Consider the following 20,195-nt stretch of genomic DNA (forward strand, 5'->3'; position numbering starts at 1 on the left):
ACCAAAACCACCCGGTTCCCCCTCGTTCGTCAAGCTCCGACACGTCTCGATTTGGCAACGATTGAATTCTGTTCTACCGTAGACGATAACCCGCTCAGGGAAACCCTCCGCTATCAGGTCTTACGAGACCTCTGCGGAAATGCCCGGTGCTGCCACTCCACCCGACGTTGCTCGTCCGGCAGACACCAAAGACCTGACCACAAAAACAGTCGAGGCGAGCAACGGCGCAAAAATGTCCGGGGACGGAACTAGCGTTGGTGGCCTTTCGGAGCATCTGACCCATGAAGAACCAGAAATTCAGCACTACCGCGCGCCGCGGCGTCGCAGTCATCGCCCTCGCAGGCCTCGGCCTCGGAGCATCGGCAGGAGTTGCCAACGCAGCCCCCGCCAGCACCTGGGACGCCCTCGCTCAGTGCGAGAGTGGCGGCAACTGGGGCATCAACACCGGAAACGGCTTCTCCGGCGGCCTGCAGTTCACTCCATCCACCTGGGCCGGCTTCGGCGGTAAGGGTGCTCCCCAGGACGCCAGCCGGGAGCAGCAGATCGCTGTAGCAGAAAACGTACTGCAGGGTCAGGGCTGGGGCGCATGGCCAGCATGCTCGGCCAAGCTTGGCCTGAGCGGTGGCGCCAACCCATCAGCCCAGCCAATGCAGCAGGCACCTGTTGTCCAGGCACCGGTTCAGGCGCAGGCACAGCAGATTCAGCCTCAGGTTGTTCAGGCACCTGTCGTCCAGGCCCCAGTAGCGCAGGCACCCGTAGCCCAGGCCCCAGTAGCGCAGGCACCCGTAGCCCAGGCCCCAGTGGCTCAGGCTCCCGTTGTGCAGGCACCCGTAGCCCAGGCCCCAGTGGCTCAGGCTCCAGTAGCAGCTCCCGCACTCAGCGGTGACACCTACACGATCCAGTCCGGCGACACCCTCAGCACCATCGCCGAGAAGCTCGGCGTCGTCGGTGGCTGGCAGGCCCTGTACGAAGCCAACTCCAGCACAGTGATCCACGCTGACCTCATCTTCACCGGTGACGTCCTGCAGCTCCCGGCCAAGTAGCCCCATGCTGTAACCGGCTCTCACCAGCCGGACTCAATAACGACGACGGCGGCCGTTCGGGATATCCCGGGCGGCCGCCGTCGTCGTTATTGTGCTCTAAGGGGTTAGGCCAGACCTGCCCGTCGCAAGGCCTCGGCCATGGCGGAGTTCGCGGGCGGTGCAGGATTCCGTGCCGCCGGGGTCTTCCCCGCTGCAGGTTTTCCACCGGACCGGGGCTGATCCTTGCGGGGCTGGCTGCGCTGACCGGACCGGGGCTGCTCCTTACGGGGCTGTTCCTGCCGGGGCTGCCGTTGCCCACCACCGGCGGCGGCTGATGCCGGGTCGTCGTCGAGCCGCAGGGTCAGGGCGATCCGTTTGCGCTCAGGGTCTGCCTCGAGCACTTTCACCTTGACCACCTGGCCGGACTTCACCACCTCGTGCGGATCGCTGATGAAACGGTTCGACATGGCCGAGATGTGGACCAGACCGTCCTGATGCACTCCCACGTCCACGAACGCCCCGAACGCGGCCACGTTGGTCACCACACCGTCCAGAATCATCCCTGGTCGGAGGTCGGAGATCTTCTCGATACCCTCCGAGAAGGACGCCGTGACAAACTCGGGCCGCGGATCCCTGCCAGGCTTTTCCAGTTCCGCCACAATGTCCTTCAGGGTCGGCAACCCGAAGCTGTCATCCACGAACGCCTGCAGGTCTACGTCACGCAGCGACGCGCCACCCGCGCTCAGGATGCGGCGGGCCACCCCGTAGGCCTCCGGGTGGACGCTTGATGCGTCCAGCGGCTCGGATCCGCCGGAGACCCGCAGGAAGCCCGCGCACTGCTCGAACGCCTTCGCCCCCAGCCGTGGCACCTTCAACAGATCGGCCCGGCGGGTGAAGCGCCCGTTCGCGTTCCGGTGTGCCACGATGTTCTCGCTCAGCAGCGGGCCGACGCCGGCCACCCGGCTGAGGAGCGACGGTGACGCCGTGTTCACATCAACGCCAACGGCGTTCACGCAGTCCTCGATCACCGCGTTCAGCGACCGTTCCAGGTTGGCCGCCGTGACGTCGTGCTGGTACTGGCCCACCCCGATCGATTTGGGGTCGATCTTCACCAGTTCGGCCAGCGGGTCCTGCAACCGCCGGGCGATGGAGACGGCCCCGCGGAGCGACACATCCAGATCCGGGAGTTCGGCTGAGGCAAGCGCGGACGCCGAATAGACCGAGGCTCCAGCCTCCGAAACCACCAGCTTCTGCAGCTTGCGCTCCGGAAGCCGCTTGATCAGTTCGGTGGCCAGCTTGTCGGTCTCCCGCGACGCGGTTCCGTTCCCGATCGCGATCAGTTCAATGTCATGCCCGGTGATCAGATTGGTCAGGGCTGCCAGGGCGGCGTCCCACTTCCTGGCGGGCGCGTGCGGGTAGACGGTCTCCGTGGCGACCACCTGGCCCGTGCCGTCGACCACTGCCACCTTGACTCCGGTGCGCAGCCCAGGATCCAGCCCGACGGTGGTCCTGCCTCCCGCCGGTGCAGCGAGGAGCACGTCCCGAAGGTTGGCGGCGAAGACCCGCACCGCCTCGGTCTCGGCTGCGGCGAAGAGCCGGACCCGGAGGTCGAGGGAGAGCTTGGCCAGGACGCGCCGCCAGGCCTGGCCCACGGTCTGGGTCAGCCACGGGTCGGCGGCCCGTCCGGAGGCTGCAATTCCCAGGACCGCTGCCACGAAATTCTCATACGTGGCACGGATCTTGCGGAATTCGCTGGTGTCCGCGGGGTCAGCTTCGGTGATGGCCAGTTCCAGCACACCCTCCTTCTCTCCGCGGAACAGCGCCAGGACACGGTGGGAGGGCATGGTGGCGGGCGCCTGGGTGAACTGGAAGTAGTCGGCGAATTTCTGTCCATCCGCCTCCTTGCCCGCGCGCACCTTTGAGCGCAGCTGGCCGTGCTTCCACAGTTTCTCGCGCGCCGAGGTCAGGAGGTCAGCGTCCTGGCCGGCGCGTTCGATGAGGATTGACCGGGCCCCTGCGAGCGCCTCCTCCGCATCAGGGACAGCGTCGCTCACATACCGGGCCGCCTCGGTGGTCGGGTCAAGGGACGGGTCAGTGACCAGCGCATCGGCCAGCGGTTCCAGTCCGGCCTCGCGGGCGATCTGCGCCTTGGTGCGTCGTTTTGTTTTGAACGGCAGGTAGATGTCCTCCAGCCGCGACTTGGTGTCCGCTGCGGCGATGGCCGCCCGCAGGTCATCGGTGAGCTTCCCCTGCGCCTCGATCGCCTCGGTCACTGCCCGACGGCGGTCACGCAGCTCGCGCAGGTATCCAAGCCGTTCCTCGAGGGTCCTGAGCTGGGCGTCGTCAAGGGAGCCGGTGGCCTCCTTGCGGTACCGGGCGACGAACGGCACCGTCGAGCCGCCGTCGAGCAGGTCCACCGCGGCTTTCACCTGCCACGGTTGGACACCGAGTTCGGCGGCGAGTTGGTCAAAGATGGCAGCGTCGGAAGTCAGAGATAGCACGTAGGCCATTCTCGCCTACCGCGGGCGGGAGGTCCCAACCGGCCTGGCTCCCAGGCGGACGGCTAGGACGTAGTCCCCAGGACCCGTGCTTTCTGGGCGGCGAACTCCTCCTCGGTCAGGATGCCCTGGACTTTAAGTGCCGCGAGGTCCTTGAGTTGCTGGATCGGATCTGCAGCTGCCGGTGGCTGCGTCGCTGCCGGGGGTTGCGGCGGTGCCGGGGGTTGCGGCGGTGCGGCAGCCTGCTGATCGTAGGCCCGCTGGCGTTCCGAGATGATCGCTGCTTCACGCTCGGCGAACCGTTCGGCCTGGCGTCGCTGGACCCGGCCGCTGACGGCCGTGGCGGTTCCCGAGATGGCAGCGGTTCTGGCGATTCCGCGGAGTAATCCCATGGTGGTGCTCCTCAGGTAATGGTGGAATCCAGTGCGGCCACGAGGTCGGCCGCCGGGATCCGGGCGCTGGCGATGAGCTCACCGCCGCTGCGACGGGCAGCGCGACGAAAGGGATGGCCCAGGTGTTCTCGTAGACGATCAGTACGGCTACGGTATTGGGTTCGAGTGCGTTGGCAGCCTGGCGCAGGTCGTCGTCGTCGTCGTCAGCAGGTTGGACCGGGCGCCCGCGAAAAGGTCAAAACCGCCGGCGTCGGGCGTTGCCTGGGTGAGGTCCAGCACGGTGACTGCACCGTCCGGGTCTTTGCTGATGACCGTCAGGTCATAAAGGCGGATCACCCCGCTGTCCACGATGTTCCGGAGTGCATCGCTTGCCTCGCCGGTGAACCGGCCGTGCGGGAACTCGAGAAGGACGTAGTCGACTGGGCCAAGTACTTCGGCCGGTGCTGTGCTCACGTGGGTCCCCTATGGCAACGGACGTGTGGATGCCTATGCCGAGAGTCTTCACCCAGACGACGCGAGTCGCATCACCCGTGGAGGGTGAGCAGCTGCGCGGCAAAAGTTAATCAACAGCGGACGGCTGCGGGCATCCTAGGCGCAGGAGTCACGGTCCATGGTGATGGCGAGGGGGTGCTGGCCGCTGAAGGAGCCTTCGGCGGTGGAGTAGCCGATCTCGATAAACCCGGAGGTGCCGCGGTCCACCCCGTCGTCCAGGGAGACCGAGACCACCACGTTGAGGTACTCGAGGGTGGAGATTTCGTAGCCGATGGCCGGCACCGGCTCGGTGAAGAACACGTTCTCCGGCATGTCCTCCATGTCGGCCATTTCGCCGGCGCCGTGGGCTCCGGTGTGTTCGTCGCCGCCCATCACGGTTCCGTCGTCCATCCCGTGGGTGCCATGGCCGCCACGGTTGGCGGGGGTGACCTCGGCCGCGTTCAGGGTGACGCCGGAAGGCGATCCCAGGCTGACGTCGTCGACAGTGAATGATTCGAGGGTCTCGTTATGGATCAGCACCGTGTACTTCTGGTAGCCCAGGGCAGGTTGAACGGAGCACAACTTGGAGCCATTCGCGCCGAGCTGCAGCGGATCCTCGCCCAACGCCCCGGCGAGCACTCCGGTATCAGGCTCCCCGGCGACGTCAGCACTCTGGACTGGCTGCGGAGCACTGTTGACGTTGAGGGGATTCTCCTCCACCCCGCCGCACCCGGAGATCAGGGCTGCGGTGATCACTGAAACGCCTAGCATCGTTGCGGTTCTGCTGATCATGGTTCCTCATGCTCTCAAGGTGTCGCCGGCCGCGACCGAACTCCGGTCCGCGCTTAGCAGTCATTCGTTCCTGCCGCCCCGATGGCTTGGTGGTCCTCACAACTGCGGGCTCGTCCCACCCATGACGAACCTATTCGTACAGCACGTAGTCCGGTTTCGGGTCCAGTCCCAGTACCTCCGGCGGCAGCATCAGCGGGCCCAGCACGGTGTCTTCCTCGAAGAAGAGCTTGAAACCCGGGTTCACGGTTGGGGGTAGCTCCAGCATCAGCTGGTTGTACGTTTCGATCTTCGACCCGGGGGCACCGATCCCGTCGACGCTCTTGATCACCTCGACGCCGTCGTACTCGCCTACCGCTGCCTCGTTGGTCACCACCGAGGGCGCCACCTGGTGGAAGACCAGCGCCTTCTGGGGCAACTGATGCTCGGCGACCAGTTCGTCGAGGTAGTTCGCGATCTGGTCGATCTCCTCGCCGGAGGTTTGGCCGTAGGACACCCCGGGGAGCTGATCGCCAGTGATGTCCCACTCGGGGTCCAGCGCCAGCCCGACGTCGGGTTCCAGCAGCCATTTCTCCAGCAGCTCCACCTCGGCGGTCATGGTGGACCGGCCGGGCTGAACGTTGAGCAGCAACAGCGCGTCATGCCGGCGCGCCGCTTCCAGGTAGGAGCTGATGAAGTCATCGTTGGCGGCCGCCCGGTACAGGCCATCGGCTCCCGGGGAGGCCTGCACGACGACGGTGATCAGTTCCAGCACCGGCATCACCTTGCGTCCGTCGGCGTACTGCTCGCCGAGTAGCTCCATCTCATCCACGCGCTCGTCGATGTCGCCGATGCCGAGCCTGCCCATCCCCTCGGCGGTCGGGTGGCCACTGAACCCGACCAGCCGGTAGTCGGGGAACAGGTCGGTGCCGCCTCGGGGAAGCTCGAGGGGTTCCGCCGTCGGAGTGGGGGACACACTCGGGCTGGGGGACGCGCTCGGGCTGGCGCTGGGGGCTGCACCAGCAGCGGGTGAGGGCGACGTCGTCGTACTGGCGGCTGCCTGGCCGCTGGCCCCATCTGCTGCCGGTTCGCTGGTGACACACCCGGTGAGCAGGAGGCAAAAAGCGGCCGCCAAGGGCACCGAAATGCGGCGGACGGAGGGGCGTGGCTGGCTGGTGTGTCGCATGTCATTCCTCGGCGAGAGTATCGGTGGATCAACGCGGGTTTAACGGTACAGGTGCTGGGCTACGATTTAGCCATGACAGAGCCTGAGTTCGTGCATGAAACCGAAATTGCCACCTCCCCCCTCCGGCTGTGGGAAGCACTGACCGAAGGCGATGTGACCCGGCGCTACTGGTCCGGACGGCGTCTGGAATCCACCTGGGTCCCCGGGTCCCCCATCCGCTTCTACGACGGGAGTTCGGAGACCATCACCCACCACGGCGTGGTCCTGGAAGCCGACGAGCCCCGCCGCCTGTCCTACACGTTCCGTGAGGTCCCCGAGGGCGAGGATGGGCTCACCGACCCGCAGGAGGACGCCGCCACCCGGGTGAGCGTGGACCTGGACCAGATCAGCGGCGGCGGCATGCGATTGCGCCTCACCCATGACCGGCTGGCGTCACCATCGGAGGTCGACGCGGTAGGCGCTGAATGGGCGCCAGTGCTGACGAACCTGCAGTCGCTGCTGGAGAACGACAACGCGCAGTACCCCGCCCCCGGCAACAGCTAAGAGCTAAGGGCGAAAACCCGGGCCACATTGTCTTAACGGGCGCCCACCCCTAAGAATGAACTATGACAGTAATCATGAGGTCCCTTGAAACCGCCGTTCCAGAGACCGTCATGGTGCAGTCTGATGTGAGGGACGTCTTCGCCGCCCAACCCGGGCTGAGCCGGCTCGGCACCCGCCTGGTGGGTGCGGCGTTCGATTCGTCAGGCATTGAACGCCGGTACACGGCGGTGAAGGAAATGACGCTGGAAGCCTCCTCCGAGGACCCCGTGTTCTTCGACGCTGCTGACCGGCGTATCCTCTCCCCCAGCACGAAGGTCCGCAACGAGGTGTACGCGGAAGAGGGCACCAAGCTGTTCATCGAGGCGGCCAGCAAGGCCCTTGCCGCCGCCGACGGGATCGAAGCGGCCGACATCACCCATGTCATCACCGTGTCCTGCACCGGGTTCTTCAATCCCGGGCCGGATTACAAGGTGGTCCGCGCCCTCGGGTTGAGCCCCGCCGCGCAGCGCTACCACCTGGGTTTCATGGGCTGCTACGCGGCGTTCCCGGCCCTGCGCGCCGCGAAATCCTTCTGCGAGGCCGAGCCGGACGCCGTCGTCCTGGTGGTGGCCGCCGAACTTTGCTCTCTGCATGTCCGCTCCTCGAACAACCCGGACACCATTGTGGGATCCTCCCTGTTTGCCGACGGCGCCGCCGCTGCGGTGATCAGCGCCCGCGAGTACACGCCCACGGCACCCGCGCTGAGCCTCGACTTTTTCGAGACGGTCCTGACCCCGGTGGGCGAAGAATCAATGGCCTGGAACATCGGTGACGAGGGGTTCGAGATGGTGCTCGGAACCTACGTACCGCACATCATCGACGAGCACATCGTGGGTGCACTGGAACCCCTCCTCGCCCGCGACGAAACCCTCGCCAACCTGCAGTACAAGGACATTGAGCACTGGGCCATCCACCCGGGTGGGCGCAGCATCCTGGACAAGGTCGAGGCCAAGCTGGACCTCAAGGAGGACCAGCTGGTGCCGGCACGGGAAACGCTGCGCGACTACGGAAACATGTCCAGCGCGACCGTGATGTTCGTGTTGAAGCACATCCTTGAGCAACCCTTCGACGGCCAGGACGAGCGGATCTGCTCCATGGCGTTTGGCCCCGGCCTCACCGTGGAGACCGCCTTGCTCACCAAGGTGGGTCCCTGAGTGCAGTTCCTCGCTCACCGCGACCTGCATGCGGTGGAGGAGATGGACAAACCGGACTGCGACCCGCTGCTGCTGGATCGGACCTACGCCCAGTTTGGGCTGATCAATGCCACCGTCGCCGGCTGGCGACGCACCTGGGCGCAGCAGATCCGACCGCACCTGTCGACGTCGCGCCCCTCGACGCTGCTCGACATCGGATCCGGCGGCGGGGACATGCCGCGGGCGTTCGCCCGGTGGGCGGCACGGGATGGATTGCAGCTGTCCATCCTGGCCATTGACCCCGATGAACGGGCCCACGCTTTCGCCGTCAGGCAGCCCCCACTCCCGGGGCTTCGCTTCCGGCGGGCCTTCAGCGCCGAGCTGGTCGCGGAGGGTGAGCGGTTCGACGTCGTCACCTCCAACCACCTGCTGCACCATCTGACCCCTGAGCAGTTGACCGGGCTGCTGGCCGACTCGGAGCAGCTGACCCGGCGCGTCGCCGTGCACAACGACATTGAGCGCAGCCGGCTGGGCTACCTGCTCTTCTCCGTGGGCACCCTGCCGCTGCGCCGGTCACTGATCCGGCAGGACGGACTGACCTCGATCCGCCGCAGCTACACGTCCGCTGAACTGAAGAAAGTTGCCCCGCCCCAGTGGACGGTCACGGGAAGATTCCCCTCGCACAACCTGCTGGTCCACCGGGCGTCCGATGCATGACGTGATCCTGGTCGGAGGAGGTCCGGTGGGCCTTTACGCGGCGATCCTGCTCCGCCAGGCCGGGCTCGACGTGCTGGTCCTGGAGCAGCGGACCACGCGGAGCAACCATTCGCGGGCCATCGGCATTCACCCTCCCGCACTGCAGGCGCTGGCGGAGGCGGGAGTGGCCGACGAGCTGATGCTTCGCGGCGTCAAGATCCGCGAGGGGGTGGCACGGAGCGCAGGCCGGGAGGTGACCCGCCTGTCCTTCACCGGGCTGCCCGGCGACTACCCGTTTGTCCTCGCCGTCCCGCAGGTCCAGACGGAGCAGGTGCTTGAGGACCGGCTCGCCGAGGTCGCTCCCGGGTCCTTCCGCCGCGGTGTCGAAGTGACCGGCGTGTTTGATACCGGCCCGTCAATGCTGGTGACCACAGCCTCCGGGGAGGTGCTGCAGGCGCAGCTGGTAATCGGGGCCGACGGCGGCAAAAGCACCGTCCGTGCCAGCGCCGGTGTGACCTCGTCGATGCAGCACTACCCGGACACCTACCTGATGGGCGACTTCGCGGACACCTCGGAGGACCGGTCGTCAGCGGTGCTGTACCTGGAACCGGGCGGCATCGTCGAGTCCTTCCCGCTCCCGGACGGGGTGCGGCGCTGGGTGGTGCGGACGCCGTCGCTCATCGGCTGCCCCACCGCCGGGATGCTGGGGCAGCTGATTCTTGACCGGACCGGAGTTTCAGTGGACGTCGGCAGCACTTCGATGCTGAGCGCTTTCGGCGTACACCGGCGGCTGGCCCGGCGCTTCGTGGTGGGCCGGACCGTGCTGATCGGCGATGCTGCGCACCAGGTCAGCCCCATCGGCGGGCAGGGCATGAACCTTGGCTGGCTCGACGTTACCGCCCTGGTGCCGATCATCACCGCCTCCCTGATCGACGGAGCCGACGTGGGTCAGGCGCTGGCCGCCTTCGATGCGGGCCGTCGTGGGGCAGCCATGACCGCTGCCCGGCAGGCGCACCTGAACATGGCGTTGGGACGCCCACTCCCGGCGCCGGTCCTGACCCTTCGGAACGCGCTCTTCGGCCGGTGCAACCGGGTGCCCGCGGTCCACGACACGATTGCCCGCACCTTCACCATGCAGTAACCGGACCGCGCGGTATCGCGGCAGCTGCCCTCCCTATCCCGACGGGCTAGAGGTGGGTCGGGGCGAAGAGCCGCAGCAGGGTTTCGACGACGACGACGTTCGGCCCCTCGGCGGCGAAGCTGTCCTCCAGCGCCTGCCGCACATCGCCCGGCGCCACCTTGACCGCCGGCACGCCGAACGCCTCGGCGAGTTTGACGAAGTCGGGGCGGGTCAGCTCGGTGGCGGTGGCCTTCCCGAACGCACCCTCCATGTATTCACGGAGGATCCCATACCCGCCGTCGTCGACAATCAGCCAGGTGACCGGCAGGTTGTGCTGCTTGGCGGTGGCCAACTCGGCGATCGAGTACATCGACGAGCCGTCACCGGACACCGCGAGGACGCGTTCCCCCAGCCCGACGGCGCCACCAATGGCCCCGGGGAATCCGTAGCCCAGCCCGCCGGCACCCTGCGCCGAGTGGAACTGGCCGTCCTTGGCATCCCAGCAGCTCCAGGCCCAGTAGGCCGCGATCGTCATGTCCCAGTAGGTCTGGAGCCCGGCGGGTGCAGCGGCGCGGATGTCCGCCATGAACGTGCGCTCCATCGCGAGGTCCTGGGAGTCCAGCCGGCCCTGCACCTTGGCGAGGGTCTCGGCAACCAGCGCGACGGCGTCGTACCCGTCGGTGCGGTCACGCTCGAGCGTTGGCAGCGCCTCGTCCAGCGCGGAGAGCGCCTGGCCGGCGTCGGCGCGGATGCCCAGAGCCGGTCGGTTGGATTCCAGGACCCGGGGTTCGGCATCGATCTGGATGATGCGCCCGCGGGGTTCGAGGGTGAAGTAGTTGCTGGTCACCTCGCCGAGGGAGGAACCGACCACGAGGACGACGTCGGCGTCCTCGAGGACCTCGGTGACGTAACGGTCTTCCACCCACGCCTGCAGGGACAGCTCGTGTTCCCAGGGGAATGCACCGTTCCCGCCGGGCGAGCACAGGACGGGGGCGCCGAGCTTCTCAGCGATGGAGAGCAACCAGTGCTCGGCTTTGCCGCGACGTGTGCCGCCGCCGGCGACAATGGCGGGCATCTTGGACTCGGTCAGCCACTTCACTGCCTCACGGACCAGTTCCACCCGGGGCGGGTTGTCGAACGGCTCGGCGAGCGCGTCCTCGACCTGCGGCACCATCACCGGGTCCAGCAGGACATTCTGCGGCACCTCGATCCAGACCGGGCCCTGCGGGGAGGAGACGGCCTCGGTCCAGGCGTCCTGAATGGCTGACGGGATACCCGACGCGTGCTGGATCAGCCGCTGGCTCTTGGTGACGTTGGCGGCCGAGGCCTTCTGGTCATCGAGCTGGTGAAGCATGCCCTTGCGCCGGGCGCCGAGGCCCTCCAGCGGGATCTGGCTGGCGATGACCACCATCGGCACGCCGGTGGCGTAGGCCTCCTGCAGGCCCGCGAGCGCCGTCAGGGCGCCTGGCCCGGTGGACAGGAACAGCACTCCGACCTGTCCGGTAGCGCGGGAAAATCCGTCGGCGGCGAACGCCGAGTTGTTTTCCACCCGGGAGGATACGAAGCGCAGGTCCGAGCGCGAGAGCGCGTCAAACAGGCCCAGGGCATGCTGGCCGGGGATGCCGAACACCGTGGTGGCGCCCAGCGCGCTGAGGGTTTCGACGACGAGGTCCCCGCCGTTGCGTTCTCCGGTGAGGGGCTGCGGGGGTGCTGCTGCGACACTGTCGGTGGTGACCATTTAGCGTTCCTCTGTTGTGCTGTTCGGGGTGGCGCGGGTGGAGGTTGCCTGGTCGGCCATCAGGCTGACCAGGTCATAGGCGACGTGGGAGGCGGCAACGCCGGTGATTTCCGCGTGGTCGTAGGCCGGGGCCACCTCGACGACGTCGGCGCCGACCAGGTTCATCCCGCGCATCCCGCGGAGAATTTCCAGTAGTTCGCGGCTGGTGATGCCGCCAGCCTCGGGGGTTCCCGTGCCGGGGGCGTGAGCGGGATCCAGCACATCGATATCCACTGAGATATAGAGCGGACGGTTCCCGATCCGGTCACGCAGCTTGGCGACCACCTCGTCCACACCCTGACGGAACACGTCGGAGGAGGTGACAATGCCGAAGCCGAACCGTCGATCGTCCTCAAGGTCCTTCACCCCGTACAGCGGTCCGCGGGTACCCACGTGGGAGATGGCTTCGGTGTCGAGGATGCCCTCTTCAACGGCACGGCGGAACGGGGTGCCGTGCGTGTACTCGGCGCCGAAATAGGTATCCCAGGTGTCGAGGTGCGCGTCGAAGTGCAGCATCGCCACGGGCTGGCCTGCCCGTTCGGAGGCGGCACGCAGCAGCGGCAACGCAATGGTGTGGTCGCCACCGAGAGTCACCAGTTTGGCGCCATCGCGGGTCAGGTCCAGCGCATTCTGCTGGATGGTTTCGATCGCCTCGTTGATGTTGAACGGGTTGACCGCCATGTCGCCGGCGTCGGCAACCTGCACCCGCTCAAACGGGGAGATGTCCAGGGCCGGGTTGTACGGCCGGAGCAGGCGCGAGGACTCGCGGATGTGGTTGGACCCGAACCGCGCCCCGGGCCGGTAGGAGACACCCGAGTCGAAGGGGACACCGACGACGGCGATGTCGGCGCGTTCCACCTCATCGAGCCGTGGCAGCCGGGCATAGGTCGCGGCGCCGGCGTACCGGGGAATCCGTGAAGAGTCGATGGGGCCAATATTTCCATTGGCCGTGACGCGCGGCTGGTCCATGGGTACCTCCGGGTTGGGGCAGGGGCTGCCCGCACAAGTCTTTCGAATGGGTCAGAAGTTGCCATATAAGCATCAACTGTTTTTCATAAGGCTAATTGTGATGTCCGTCTCGGTCAACATTACCCCCGGGAAACAGGCAGGAAATTGCCCCATAAAGGATCCATAAAAACCGGCCCTTCCACCCCTGCCCCAGGCCTACAGTCAAGCAGTGACCACAACATTGACCAGTGCCATCCAGAGCATCAGGGAATCCCGCCGAGCCCGCCGGTTAGGCCACTGGCTGCTGGACGACGAGAACCAGCGCAAGCCACAACGGGCCCACCACACCGCGACCCATTCCTGGTGGAAGGTGATGTGCCTGACCGGCGTCGACTACTTCTCCACGCTCGGCTACCAGCCGGCCATCGCCGCCGTCGCCGCCGGCGTGCTCTCCCCCATCGCGACGATCGTCCTGGTCCTGGTCACCTTGCTCGGCGCCCTTCCCGTCTACAAGCGGGTCGCCGAGGAGAGCCCCCACGGCGAGGGCTCAATCGCCATGCTGGAGCGGCTCCTCCCCCGCTGGAGTGGAAAGCTGTTTGTGCTGGTCCTCCTCGGGTTCGCCGCCACCAGCTTCCTGATCACCATGACGCTGTCGGCAGCCGATGCCAGCGCCCACCTGATTGAGAACCCGTTTGCACCCGGCTGGATGCACGGGCAGGAAGTGATCATCACCCTGGTCTTCCTGGGACTGCTTTCGGTGGTGTTCCTGCGGGGATTCCGGGAGGCCGTGGGGATCGCCGTCGCACTGGTTACCGTTTTCCTGACCTTGAACCTGGTGGTCATCACCGTGGCCCTGGGCCAGGTAGTGCTTGATCCTCCCCTGGTCCAGGACTGGTGGACGGCCCTGAACACCCAGCACGGCAACCCGATGCTGATGGTGGTCGTGGCACTGCTGATCTTCCCCCGACTGGCGTTGGGCCTCTCGGGCTTCGAAACCGGCGTCGTCGTCATGCCCCTCATCAAAGGGCACCCGGGCGATGAGCACGCAGACCTCGCGGGCCGCATCGCCGGGGCCAAGAAGCTCCTCACCTCCGCAGCCCTGATCATGAGTGGCTTCCTCATCACCTCGAGCCTCGCGACCACCATCCTGATTCCCGCTGCCGAATTCCAGGAGGGCGGCGAGGCCAACGGCCGCGCCCTCGCCTACCTGGCGCATAAATACCTGGGTGACGGCTTCGGCACCGCCTATGACATCAGCACCATCGCCATCCTCTGGTTCGCTGGGGCGTCGGCCATGACCGGCCTGCTGAACCTGGTCCCCCGCTACCTACCCCGCTACGGAATGGCACCCGACTGGTCCCGGGCCGTCCGCCCACTGGTGATCGTGTTCACCGCCGTCGCTTTCCTGGTCACCATCGCATTCCGGGCCGACGTCGAGGCGCAGGGCGGCGCCTACGCCACCGGCGTCCTGGTGCTGATCACCTCCGCATCCGTCGCCGTCACCCTGTCCGCGCGACGCCGGAGGCAGCGCCTGGCAACGGTGGGCTTCGGCGCCGTGACCGCGGTCCTGTCGCTGACCACCCTCATCAACATGGTGGAACGTCCCGACGGCGTCCGGATCGCCGGACTGTTCATCCTCGGAATCATGGTGGTGTCCTTTGCATCCCGCTTCCGCCGCGCATTCGAGCTGCGCAGCACCGGGATCAGGCTCGATGACGAGGCGCTGAGGTTCGTGGCGTCCACCGACGACGGCGAGATCCTCCTCATCGCACACGAGCCGCAACGGCTCACCGCCGGGGCCTACCGCAGGAAGCTGGAACATGCGTGCACGGTCAGCCACCTGACCCCGGCTGGCAACCCGCTCTTCATCGAGGTGACTGTCGACGACTCCTCCGAGTTCGCCACCGCTCTCCAGGTGCGCGGAACCACCCGGCACGGGTACCGGATCCTCGAAGTGCACGGGTCGAATGTGCCCACCACCATTGCTGCGGTGATGCTGCATATCCGGGACATCACCGGCCTGATGCCGCACGTGTACTTCCGGTGGACCGAGGGGCACCCGCTCACCAACCTGTTCAAGTTCCTCATCACCGGTGAGGGGGAGATTGCGCCGGTGACCCGTGAGGTGCTGCGCGAGGCGGAACCCGATGTGAGCCGCAGGCCCTGGGTGCACGTCGGTTAGGGTACTACCCGCCGGATGCCGCCGGGACGAGGGTCCAGAGCACGATCGCCTCGACGCCGGTGGGGTTGAACCAGGTGTGTGGTTCGCGTCCGGGGAAGGTCACGGTGTCCCCTGCCTCCAGCTCATAGCGATCATTCGAGAAGATCAACACGAAACTTCCGGCGATGACGTGGAGGGTTTCCACCTCGCAGTCCACCGAGTAGAGCTCGGCCTCACCGCGCCCATGCGGTGCGATCACCGCGCGGATCATCTGCAGCCGGCGCTCCGAACGCGCAGTAATCAACCGCTCGTTGATGCCCTCGCCGCCGAGGCTGATGTGCGGTGCCTCCCCGAGCCGGGTGAGGTGCGTCTCAGGCACCAGAAACAGATCGCCTATCGACACCGACAGCACTTGGCAAAGAGTGACCAGGGAGGCGACCGACGGCGACGTGAGGTCACGTTCCACCCTGCTCAGAAAACCCTTGGTCAGGCCGGTCGCGGCGGCCACCTGCTCGATGGTCATGCGCTGGGACTGCCGCGCCGCACGGATCCGCGATCCGATGGCTACGGGGGCGTTACTGGGTTCTACAGGCAGAGCCTTCACTACGTACCATCTCTCCGCAATAGGTCGCTTCCCCGGGCTGACACAAGACTATGAGCATACCGAGGAATCTGTTTGTAACCTGGTGGGTCCACACTTGACGTGTTAGCAAGGTCACAACTAGCCTATAGCGAAACATAAGTTTCCTATAGGTTACTTTTTACCGCAAACCACTTCTTCAGGAGCACCATGGAATTCATCAACATTGCGATCGTGGTGGTCTACCTCGTGGGCATGCTGGCGTTCGGCTGGTGGGGCAAGTCACGCACCAAGAACACCAGCGACTATCTTGTCGCTGGCCGCCGGCTCGGCCCCCTCCTTTACACCGGGACCATGGCGGCCGTCGTTCTCGGAGGCGCCTCCACCGTCGGCGGCGTTGGCCTCGGCTACACCTACGGCATCTCCGGCATGTGGCTCGTCGTTGCCATCGGCTTTGGGGTGCTGCTGCTCAGCCTCCTCTTTGCCCCTACCCTGCAGAAGCTGAAGATCTACACGGTCTCGCAGATGCTCACCCTGCGCTACGGCGCCGAGGCCACCAAGGCCTCAGGCATCGTGATGCTGGCCTACACGCTGATGCTGTGCGCCACCTCGACCGGCGCCTACGCCACCATCTTCGTGGTGTTGTTCGGCTGGGACCGGGCCGCCTCCATCGCCGTCGGCGGCGCGATCGTCCTGATCTACTCGACGATCGGCGGCATGTGGTCCATCACCCTCGCGGACATGGCGCAGTTCATCATCAAGACCGTGGGTGTGTTTGCCCTGATGCTCCCGTTTGCGCTCATCAACGCCGGCGGATTCAGCGGCATCTCCGAGCGCGCCGGTGCCGAATTCTTCAGCATCACCGGCATCGGCCTGCAAAGCATCATCACCTACTTCGTGGTCTACACCCTGGGCCTGCTCATCGGTCAGGACATCTGGCAGCGCGTCTTCACGGCACGGACCCCCACGGTCGCCCGCTGGGGCGGCGTCACCGCTGGCGTGTACTGCATTCTCTACGGCGTAGCCGGTGCCGTCATCGGCATGTCAGCCAGCGTCATCCTGCCCAACATCGAATCCCAGGACGATGTGTACGCGGACATCGCGATCAACGTCCTGCCGATCGGCATTGGCGGACTGGTCCTCGCGGCAGCCGTCGCGGCCATGATGTCCACCGCCTCCGGTTCACTGATCGCGGCAGCAACCGTGGCGCGGGCCGACGTCGTCCCGTTTGTCAGCAGCTGGTTCGGACGCAGCGGCCAGACCAGCATCGATACCACCACCGAAGCCGACGCCGAAAATCCCGAGCACGACGTCACCGCCAACCGCTGGTGGGTGCTGGGCCTGGGCCTGGTCGCCATCGCACTGGCCGTCATCGTCCAGGACGTCGTCGCCGCGCTGACCATTGCGTACGCCATTCTGGTGGGCGGCCTCCTGGTATCCATCCTCGGTGGACTGGTGTGGAAGCGTGCCACCGGCGTCGCAGCAGCGGCCTCAATGGCCGCAGGTACGGTCTTCACCCTCGGCACCATGATCTACCTTGAGGTCAACGCCGAGAACCAGTACGACGGCATTTACGCCAATGACCCGATCTACTGGGGTCTTGGCGCGTCGGCCATCGTGTTCATCGCCGTCTCGTTCCTGACCAAGCGCACCGACCCAACGGTCATGGCCGCCTGGGAACGGCGCGTGGCAGGTGCCGCTGAAGACGAGGTTCCCGTCGCCGATACCCGGCGGGCAGCCCGCCGCTAGAGAAGGCATTCGGCATTACAAAAGGCCGGCGTCCACTGCATGTCAGTGGGCGCCGGCCTTTTGTGATGTCACCGGTTATGGCTTGGCGATCGAGGCTCCGATTTTGCGGCCTGGCCGGCTGCTGCGACCGCGGCCTACGGCGTCGGCTTTCGTATCGATTTCGGCTTGTTTGATGTCGGCAGGGGTCACGGGTCCGTCTTCTTCACCGGTCCAGGACTTGATAGCGCTCCAGGTGACGGCGGCAATCGGGACCGACAGGATCGCTCCGACGATGCCAGCCAGAATGGTGCCGGCGGTCAAGGCGACCAGGATGACCAGTGCGTGGACGCTCAGGGAGCGGCCCATCACTACCGGCTGCAGGAAGTTACCTTCGATCTGGTTCACCGCCACCACCACGATGATCACGATCAGGGCAGTGGTGGGCCCATCGGAGACGAGAGCCACCAGGGCGGCGAGCGCTCCGGCTGCTGTGGCGCCCACCAGCGGGATGAACGCACCGACAAACACAATGACTGCCAGTGGCAGTGCCAGCGGGATGCCCAGCCAGAAGAGGGCGATGCCGATGAACACCGAATCCACAAGGGCGACAATTGCCGTCCCGCGAACGTAGCCGCCGAGGGTTTCCAGCCCGTGGGTGCCGACGCGGCGCGCCTTGACCAGCCGCTCGCCCTTGAAGGGACGGAGGGCGAACGCGAAGATCCTGTCGCCGTCCTTCAGGAAGAAGAACAGAATGACGACCATCAGCACCGCACCGGTCAGGAACTCTCCGGCGGCGGTGATGCCTGATACCGCACCGGCCCCGACCGTGGCGCTGGTGGCGAAGTCAATCAACCACTCCTGGGCGTCGGCGATCTGCTGTTCGTCGATCGGTAGCGGACCGTCTCGGACGAACTCGTAGATCTGGTCGAAGCCCTGCGTAGCGCTGTCGACCAGTTCGTCGGCCTGGCTACGGACCGCGAACACAATGCCGGTAATGACCCCGCCCAGCACGCCCAGCAGGAGAAGGAAGGAAAAGGCTGTCGCAAGCACGCTCGGCCAGCCCTTCCGCCGCAACCAGTTCACCAGCGGGCCGATAGCGGCTGCCAGAATGAGCGCGATGATCAGTGGGATGACTACGAGGCGCACCTGGATCAGCCCGAAGATCACGATCACTGCCAGAACCAGGATCAGCAGCACCTGGGCCGCCCGGGTGCTGGTCCTTCCCAGGGAGTCCTTCCACGGACTTCCGGGCCCCTGCGGCGGATCGGCGCTGGCGGCTACCTCGCGGTGCTCCTCGCCGCGGGGGGCGCCCTTGGCGCGCCTGAATATGTTCAACACTTCTGGTTCTCCTTGCTTCCTCCGGTGGCGCTGTTCAGCTGTCCCCGGCAATAAGTTGGTCACGAACCTGCCGTCGCAGTACCTTGCCAATCAGCGACCTTGGCAGTTCGTCTACCTCAACAATACGACGAGGTATTTTGTAGGCAGCGAGGGCACCTCGGCAGAAGGCCTTCAGCACGTCCGCGCTGAACGGTTGCCCATCGCGGACGACGACGGCGGCGACTACCTCTTCGCCGCCGCCAGCCAGGGGCAGACCAACCACGGCCGCATCGGCGACGCTGTCATGGTCGAGTAGCACCTCCTCCACCTCGGTGGGGGTGACGTTGAACCCACCGGTGACGATCATCTCCTTGATCCGGTCGACGATGGTGACGAAGGAGTCGGCATCGACCCGGACGATATCGCCGGTCTTGAACCACCCGTCGGCGGTCAGGACGGCGCTGGTGTCTTCGTCATTCCGCCAGTACCCCTGAAACACCTGGGGTCCACGGATCAGCAGTTCGCCCGAATCACCGGGTTCCCGATCACGGTCAGGGTTCTCGGGATCGACCACCCGGATTTCAGTGTTGGGGAACGGCACGCCGACCGTCCCCGGCTTGCGGGTGGGCCCAATGGGGTTGCCAAGGGAGACGGGTGACGTTTCGGTGAGTCCGTATCCTTCGACCAGGTACCCGCCCGTCACGGACTCCCACAACTCGATGGTCTTAACGGGAAGGTTCATTGCCCCAGAAATCGCAAACCGGATACTTTTCAGGCTGACATCCCGCTCCACCGCCCGCTTGGCAAGCCGCTCGTAAATCGGGGGTACGGCAGGCAAAAAGGTTGGTGGGCTGGTCTTGACCGCGTCCAGCACCAGATCCTCGTCGAACTTCGGAAAAAGAACCAGCCTCGCCCCGATGCTCATTGCGAAGGTCAGGCACAGGGTGAGTCCGTACGCATGGAACATCGGCAGGACCGCATAGATGACCTCCTTGCCGTCCTCCAGCCCGGGAACCCAGGCGCGCCCCTGCGCCGCGTTGACGAGCAGGTTCCGGTGGGTGAGGATTGCGCCCTTCGGATGGCCGGTGGTGCCGCTGGTGTATTGCAGGGCTGCCACGTCGGTGGCCACTGGCCCGGGGTGCGTTGCGGCGAGGGGCCGGTTGCTGACCAGCTGGTCCCAGTGGGTGACGCTTCGGTTGCCGGACAGTTTGGCGGTGGTGGTCAGGGCCGCCCGAGCCTGCCTGGCCTTCCTGACGGGAAGCCGCAGCGCTGCCCGTTTGGAGAACGGCATGGCCCGCGTCAGGTCGACTGTCACGATCGAGGTGACGTGTACGTCCCCCGGCAGGTCCTGGACACGCTGCGCCGCCTTGTCCCAGACGATGGCCACGCGGGCTCCATGGTCCTCGAACTGGTGCCTCAGTTCACGGTCGGTGTAGAGCGGGTTGTGTTCGACGACGATCGCTCCGAGGCGCAACACGGCGTAGAACGCGACCACGTGCTGCGGACAGTTAGGGAGGACCAGCGCCACCCGATCGCCAGCCACAACCCCCAGACGCCGCAGTCCTTCGGCTGCCCGCTGGATTGACTCCCCGAGCTGACGGTAGGTGGTCTCGGCGCCGAAAAATTCCAGTGCGACGTTCTTGCCGTACTGGTTGGCCGCGTCCTCAACGAGGTTGACGAGGGAGCCCTCGGGTAGCGCGACGGCGGCGGGCACCCCGGCGCTGTAGTTCCGCACCCAGGGGGCGGTGGATTCAAAAGTCATCAGTCTACTTCCTGTCTCGGCCTGTTGAACTCTATCCTGCTTGGCGTCCGAAAT

17 protein-coding genes are annotated in these 20,195 nt (G+C 66.0%); 7 read left to right on the plus strand and 10 right to left on the minus strand.

The window, feature by feature from the left end:
- Nucleotides 1–281: 281 nt before the first annotated feature.
- Nucleotides 282–1,043, plus strand: a complete 762-nt coding sequence (locus IWX64_RS04695; RefSeq protein ID WP_196865999.1) for a transglycosylase family protein — start codon at nucleotides 282–284, stop codon at nucleotides 1,041–1,043.
- 104 nt (nucleotides 1,044–1,147) lie between these two features.
- Here IWX64_RS04695 and IWX64_RS04700 read toward each other — a convergent pair whose 3' ends face one another.
- The 5 genes from IWX64_RS04700 to IWX64_RS04720 form a co-directional block, all read right to left on the minus strand.
- A complete protein-coding gene (locus tag IWX64_RS04700; RefSeq protein WP_196866000.1) occupies nucleotides 1,148–3,532 on the minus strand; it encodes a Tex family protein in 2,385 nt (794 codons plus the stop codon).
- 53 nt (nucleotides 3,533–3,585) lie between these two features.
- Complete coding sequence (locus IWX64_RS04705; protein ID WP_196866001.1) at nucleotides 3,586–3,912, minus strand: SHOCT domain-containing protein; 327 nt, start codon at nucleotides 3,910–3,912, stop codon at nucleotides 3,586–3,588.
- Between the two features lie 147 nt (nucleotides 3,913–4,059).
- Nucleotides 4,060–4,365, minus strand: coding sequence for a DUF6325 family protein (locus IWX64_RS04710; protein ID WP_312884063.1), 306 nt, complete (start codon nucleotides 4,363–4,365; stop codon nucleotides 4,060–4,062).
- A 135-nt stretch (nucleotides 4,366–4,500) separates the two neighbouring features.
- Nucleotides 4,501–5,175 carry a hypothetical protein gene (locus tag IWX64_RS04715; RefSeq protein WP_196866002.1) on the minus strand — a complete coding sequence of 225 codons (675 nt, stop codon included), beginning with the start codon at nucleotides 5,173–5,175 and terminating at the stop codon, nucleotides 4,501–4,503.
- 130 nt (nucleotides 5,176–5,305) lie between these two features.
- Entirely contained in the window at nucleotides 5,306–6,337 is a 1,032-nt protein-coding gene (locus tag IWX64_RS04720) for a hypothetical protein (RefSeq protein WP_196866003.1), read from the minus strand.
- A 72-nt stretch (nucleotides 6,338–6,409) separates the two neighbouring features.
- Here IWX64_RS04720 and IWX64_RS04725 point away from each other — a divergent pair, with 72 nt between their 5' ends.
- From IWX64_RS04725 to IWX64_RS04740, 4 genes are all read left to right on the plus strand, one after another.
- Nucleotides 6,410–6,880: an SRPBCC domain-containing protein gene (locus tag IWX64_RS04725; protein WP_196866004.1), complete on the plus strand. Its 471-nt coding sequence runs from the start codon at nucleotides 6,410–6,412 to the stop codon at nucleotides 6,878–6,880.
- Between the two features lie 62 nt (nucleotides 6,881–6,942).
- Complete coding sequence (locus tag IWX64_RS04730) at nucleotides 6,943–8,073, plus strand: type III polyketide synthase (RefSeq protein ID WP_196866005.1); 1,131 nt, start codon at nucleotides 6,943–6,945, stop codon at nucleotides 8,071–8,073.
- The gene (locus tag IWX64_RS04735) at nucleotides 8,074–8,769 is read left to right on the plus strand and encodes a class I SAM-dependent methyltransferase (protein WP_196866006.1); all 696 of its coding nucleotides are present in this window, start codon (nucleotides 8,074–8,076) and stop codon (nucleotides 8,767–8,769) included.
- Nucleotides 8,762–9,889 (plus strand): FAD-dependent oxidoreductase, encoded by a 1,128-nt coding sequence (locus IWX64_RS04740; RefSeq protein WP_196866007.1) that lies wholly within the window; start codon nucleotides 8,762–8,764, stop codon nucleotides 9,887–9,889. The genes IWX64_RS04735 and IWX64_RS04740 overlap by 8 nt, the downstream gene beginning before the upstream one ends.
- A 46-nt stretch (nucleotides 9,890–9,935) precedes the next feature.
- Here IWX64_RS04740 and IWX64_RS04745 read toward each other — a convergent pair whose 3' ends face one another.
- Both IWX64_RS04745 and speB read right to left on the minus strand, forming a co-directional pair.
- Complete coding sequence (locus tag IWX64_RS04745; RefSeq protein WP_196866008.1) at nucleotides 9,936–11,606, minus strand: thiamine pyrophosphate-binding protein; 1,671 nt, start codon at nucleotides 11,604–11,606, stop codon at nucleotides 9,936–9,938.
- Nucleotides 11,607–12,614 carry an agmatinase gene (gene speB / locus IWX64_RS04750; protein ID WP_196866009.1) on the minus strand — a complete coding sequence of 336 codons (1,008 nt, stop codon included), beginning with the start codon at nucleotides 12,612–12,614 and terminating at the stop codon, nucleotides 11,607–11,609.
- Between the two features lie 352 nt (nucleotides 12,615–12,966).
- Between speB and IWX64_RS04755 the strand changes: the two genes are divergently transcribed.
- The gene (locus tag IWX64_RS04755; RefSeq protein ID WP_196866081.1) at nucleotides 12,967–14,775 is read left to right on the plus strand and encodes an amino acid transporter; all 1,809 of its coding nucleotides are present in this window, start codon (nucleotides 12,967–12,969) and stop codon (nucleotides 14,773–14,775) included.
- Between the two features lie 4 nt (nucleotides 14,776–14,779).
- Here IWX64_RS04755 and IWX64_RS04760 read toward each other — a convergent pair whose 3' ends face one another.
- Nucleotides 14,780–15,358: a helix-turn-helix domain-containing protein gene (locus IWX64_RS04760; RefSeq protein ID WP_196866010.1), complete on the minus strand. Its 579-nt coding sequence runs from the start codon at nucleotides 15,356–15,358 to the stop codon at nucleotides 14,780–14,782.
- Nucleotides 15,359–15,544: 186 nt separating this feature from the next.
- Here IWX64_RS04760 and IWX64_RS04765 point away from each other — a divergent pair, with 186 nt between their 5' ends.
- Complete coding sequence (locus tag IWX64_RS04765) at nucleotides 15,545–17,083, plus strand: sodium:solute symporter (protein ID WP_196866011.1); 1,539 nt, start codon at nucleotides 15,545–15,547, stop codon at nucleotides 17,081–17,083.
- 75 nt (nucleotides 17,084–17,158) lie between these two features.
- Here the strand turns inward: IWX64_RS04765 and IWX64_RS04770 are convergent, their stop codons facing one another.
- Together IWX64_RS04770 and IWX64_RS04775 are read right to left on the minus strand one after the other, a co-directional pair.
- Nucleotides 17,159–18,400: an AI-2E family transporter gene (locus IWX64_RS04770; protein WP_196866012.1), complete on the minus strand. Its 1,242-nt coding sequence runs from the start codon at nucleotides 18,398–18,400 to the stop codon at nucleotides 17,159–17,161.
- A gap of 34 nt (nucleotides 18,401–18,434) precedes the next feature.
- Nucleotides 18,435–20,141 (minus strand): long-chain-fatty-acid--CoA ligase, encoded by a 1,707-nt coding sequence (locus IWX64_RS04775; RefSeq protein ID WP_196866013.1) that lies wholly within the window; start codon nucleotides 20,139–20,141, stop codon nucleotides 18,435–18,437.
- Nucleotides 20,142–20,195 lie beyond the last annotated feature (54 nt).

Origin of the sequence: Arthrobacter sp. CAN_A212, from assembly GCF_015752345.1 — a bacterium.
In the GTDB taxonomy this organism is placed as follows: Bacteria; Actinomycetota; Actinomycetes; order Actinomycetales; family Micrococcaceae; genus Arthrobacter_D.

Coding starts and splice junctions, on each gene's coding strand:
- IWX64_RS04695 (WP_196865999.1), top strand. CDS start 282: ATGAAGAACCAGAAATTCAGCACTACCGCGCGCCGCGGCGTCGCAGTC.
- IWX64_RS04700 (WP_196866000.1), bottom strand. CDS start 3,532: ATGGCCTACGTGCTATCTCTGACTTCCGACGCTGCCATCTTTGACCAA.
- IWX64_RS04705 (WP_196866001.1), bottom strand. CDS start 3,912: ATGGGATTACTCCGCGGAATCGCCAGAACCGCTGCCATCTCGGGAACC.
- IWX64_RS04715 (WP_196866002.1), bottom strand. CDS start 5,175: ATGATCAGCAGAACCGCAACGATGCTAGGCGTTTCAGTGATCACCGCA.
- IWX64_RS04720 (WP_196866003.1), bottom strand. CDS start 6,337: ATGCGACACACCAGCCAGCCACGCCCCTCCGTCCGCCGCATTTCGGTG.
- IWX64_RS04725 (WP_196866004.1), top strand. CDS start 6,410: ATGACAGAGCCTGAGTTCGTGCATGAAACCGAAATTGCCACCTCCCCC.
- IWX64_RS04730 (WP_196866005.1), top strand. CDS start 6,943: ATGACAGTAATCATGAGGTCCCTTGAAACCGCCGTTCCAGAGACCGTC.
- IWX64_RS04740 (WP_196866007.1), top strand. CDS start 8,762: ATGCATGACGTGATCCTGGTCGGAGGAGGTCCGGTGGGCCTTTACGCG.
- IWX64_RS04745 (WP_196866008.1), bottom strand. CDS start 11,606: ATGGTCACCACCGACAGTGTCGCAGCAGCACCCCCGCAGCCCCTCACC.
- speB (WP_196866009.1), bottom strand. CDS start 12,614: ATGGACCAGCCGCGCGTCACGGCCAATGGAAATATTGGCCCCATCGAC.
- IWX64_RS04755 (WP_196866081.1), top strand. CDS start 12,967: ATGTGCCTGACCGGCGTCGACTACTTCTCCACGCTCGGCTACCAGCCG.
- IWX64_RS04765 (WP_196866011.1), top strand. CDS start 15,545: ATGGAATTCATCAACATTGCGATCGTGGTGGTCTACCTCGTGGGCATG.
- IWX64_RS04775 (WP_196866013.1), bottom strand. CDS start 20,141: ATGACTTTTGAATCCACCGCCCCCTGGGTGCGGAACTACAGCGCCGGG.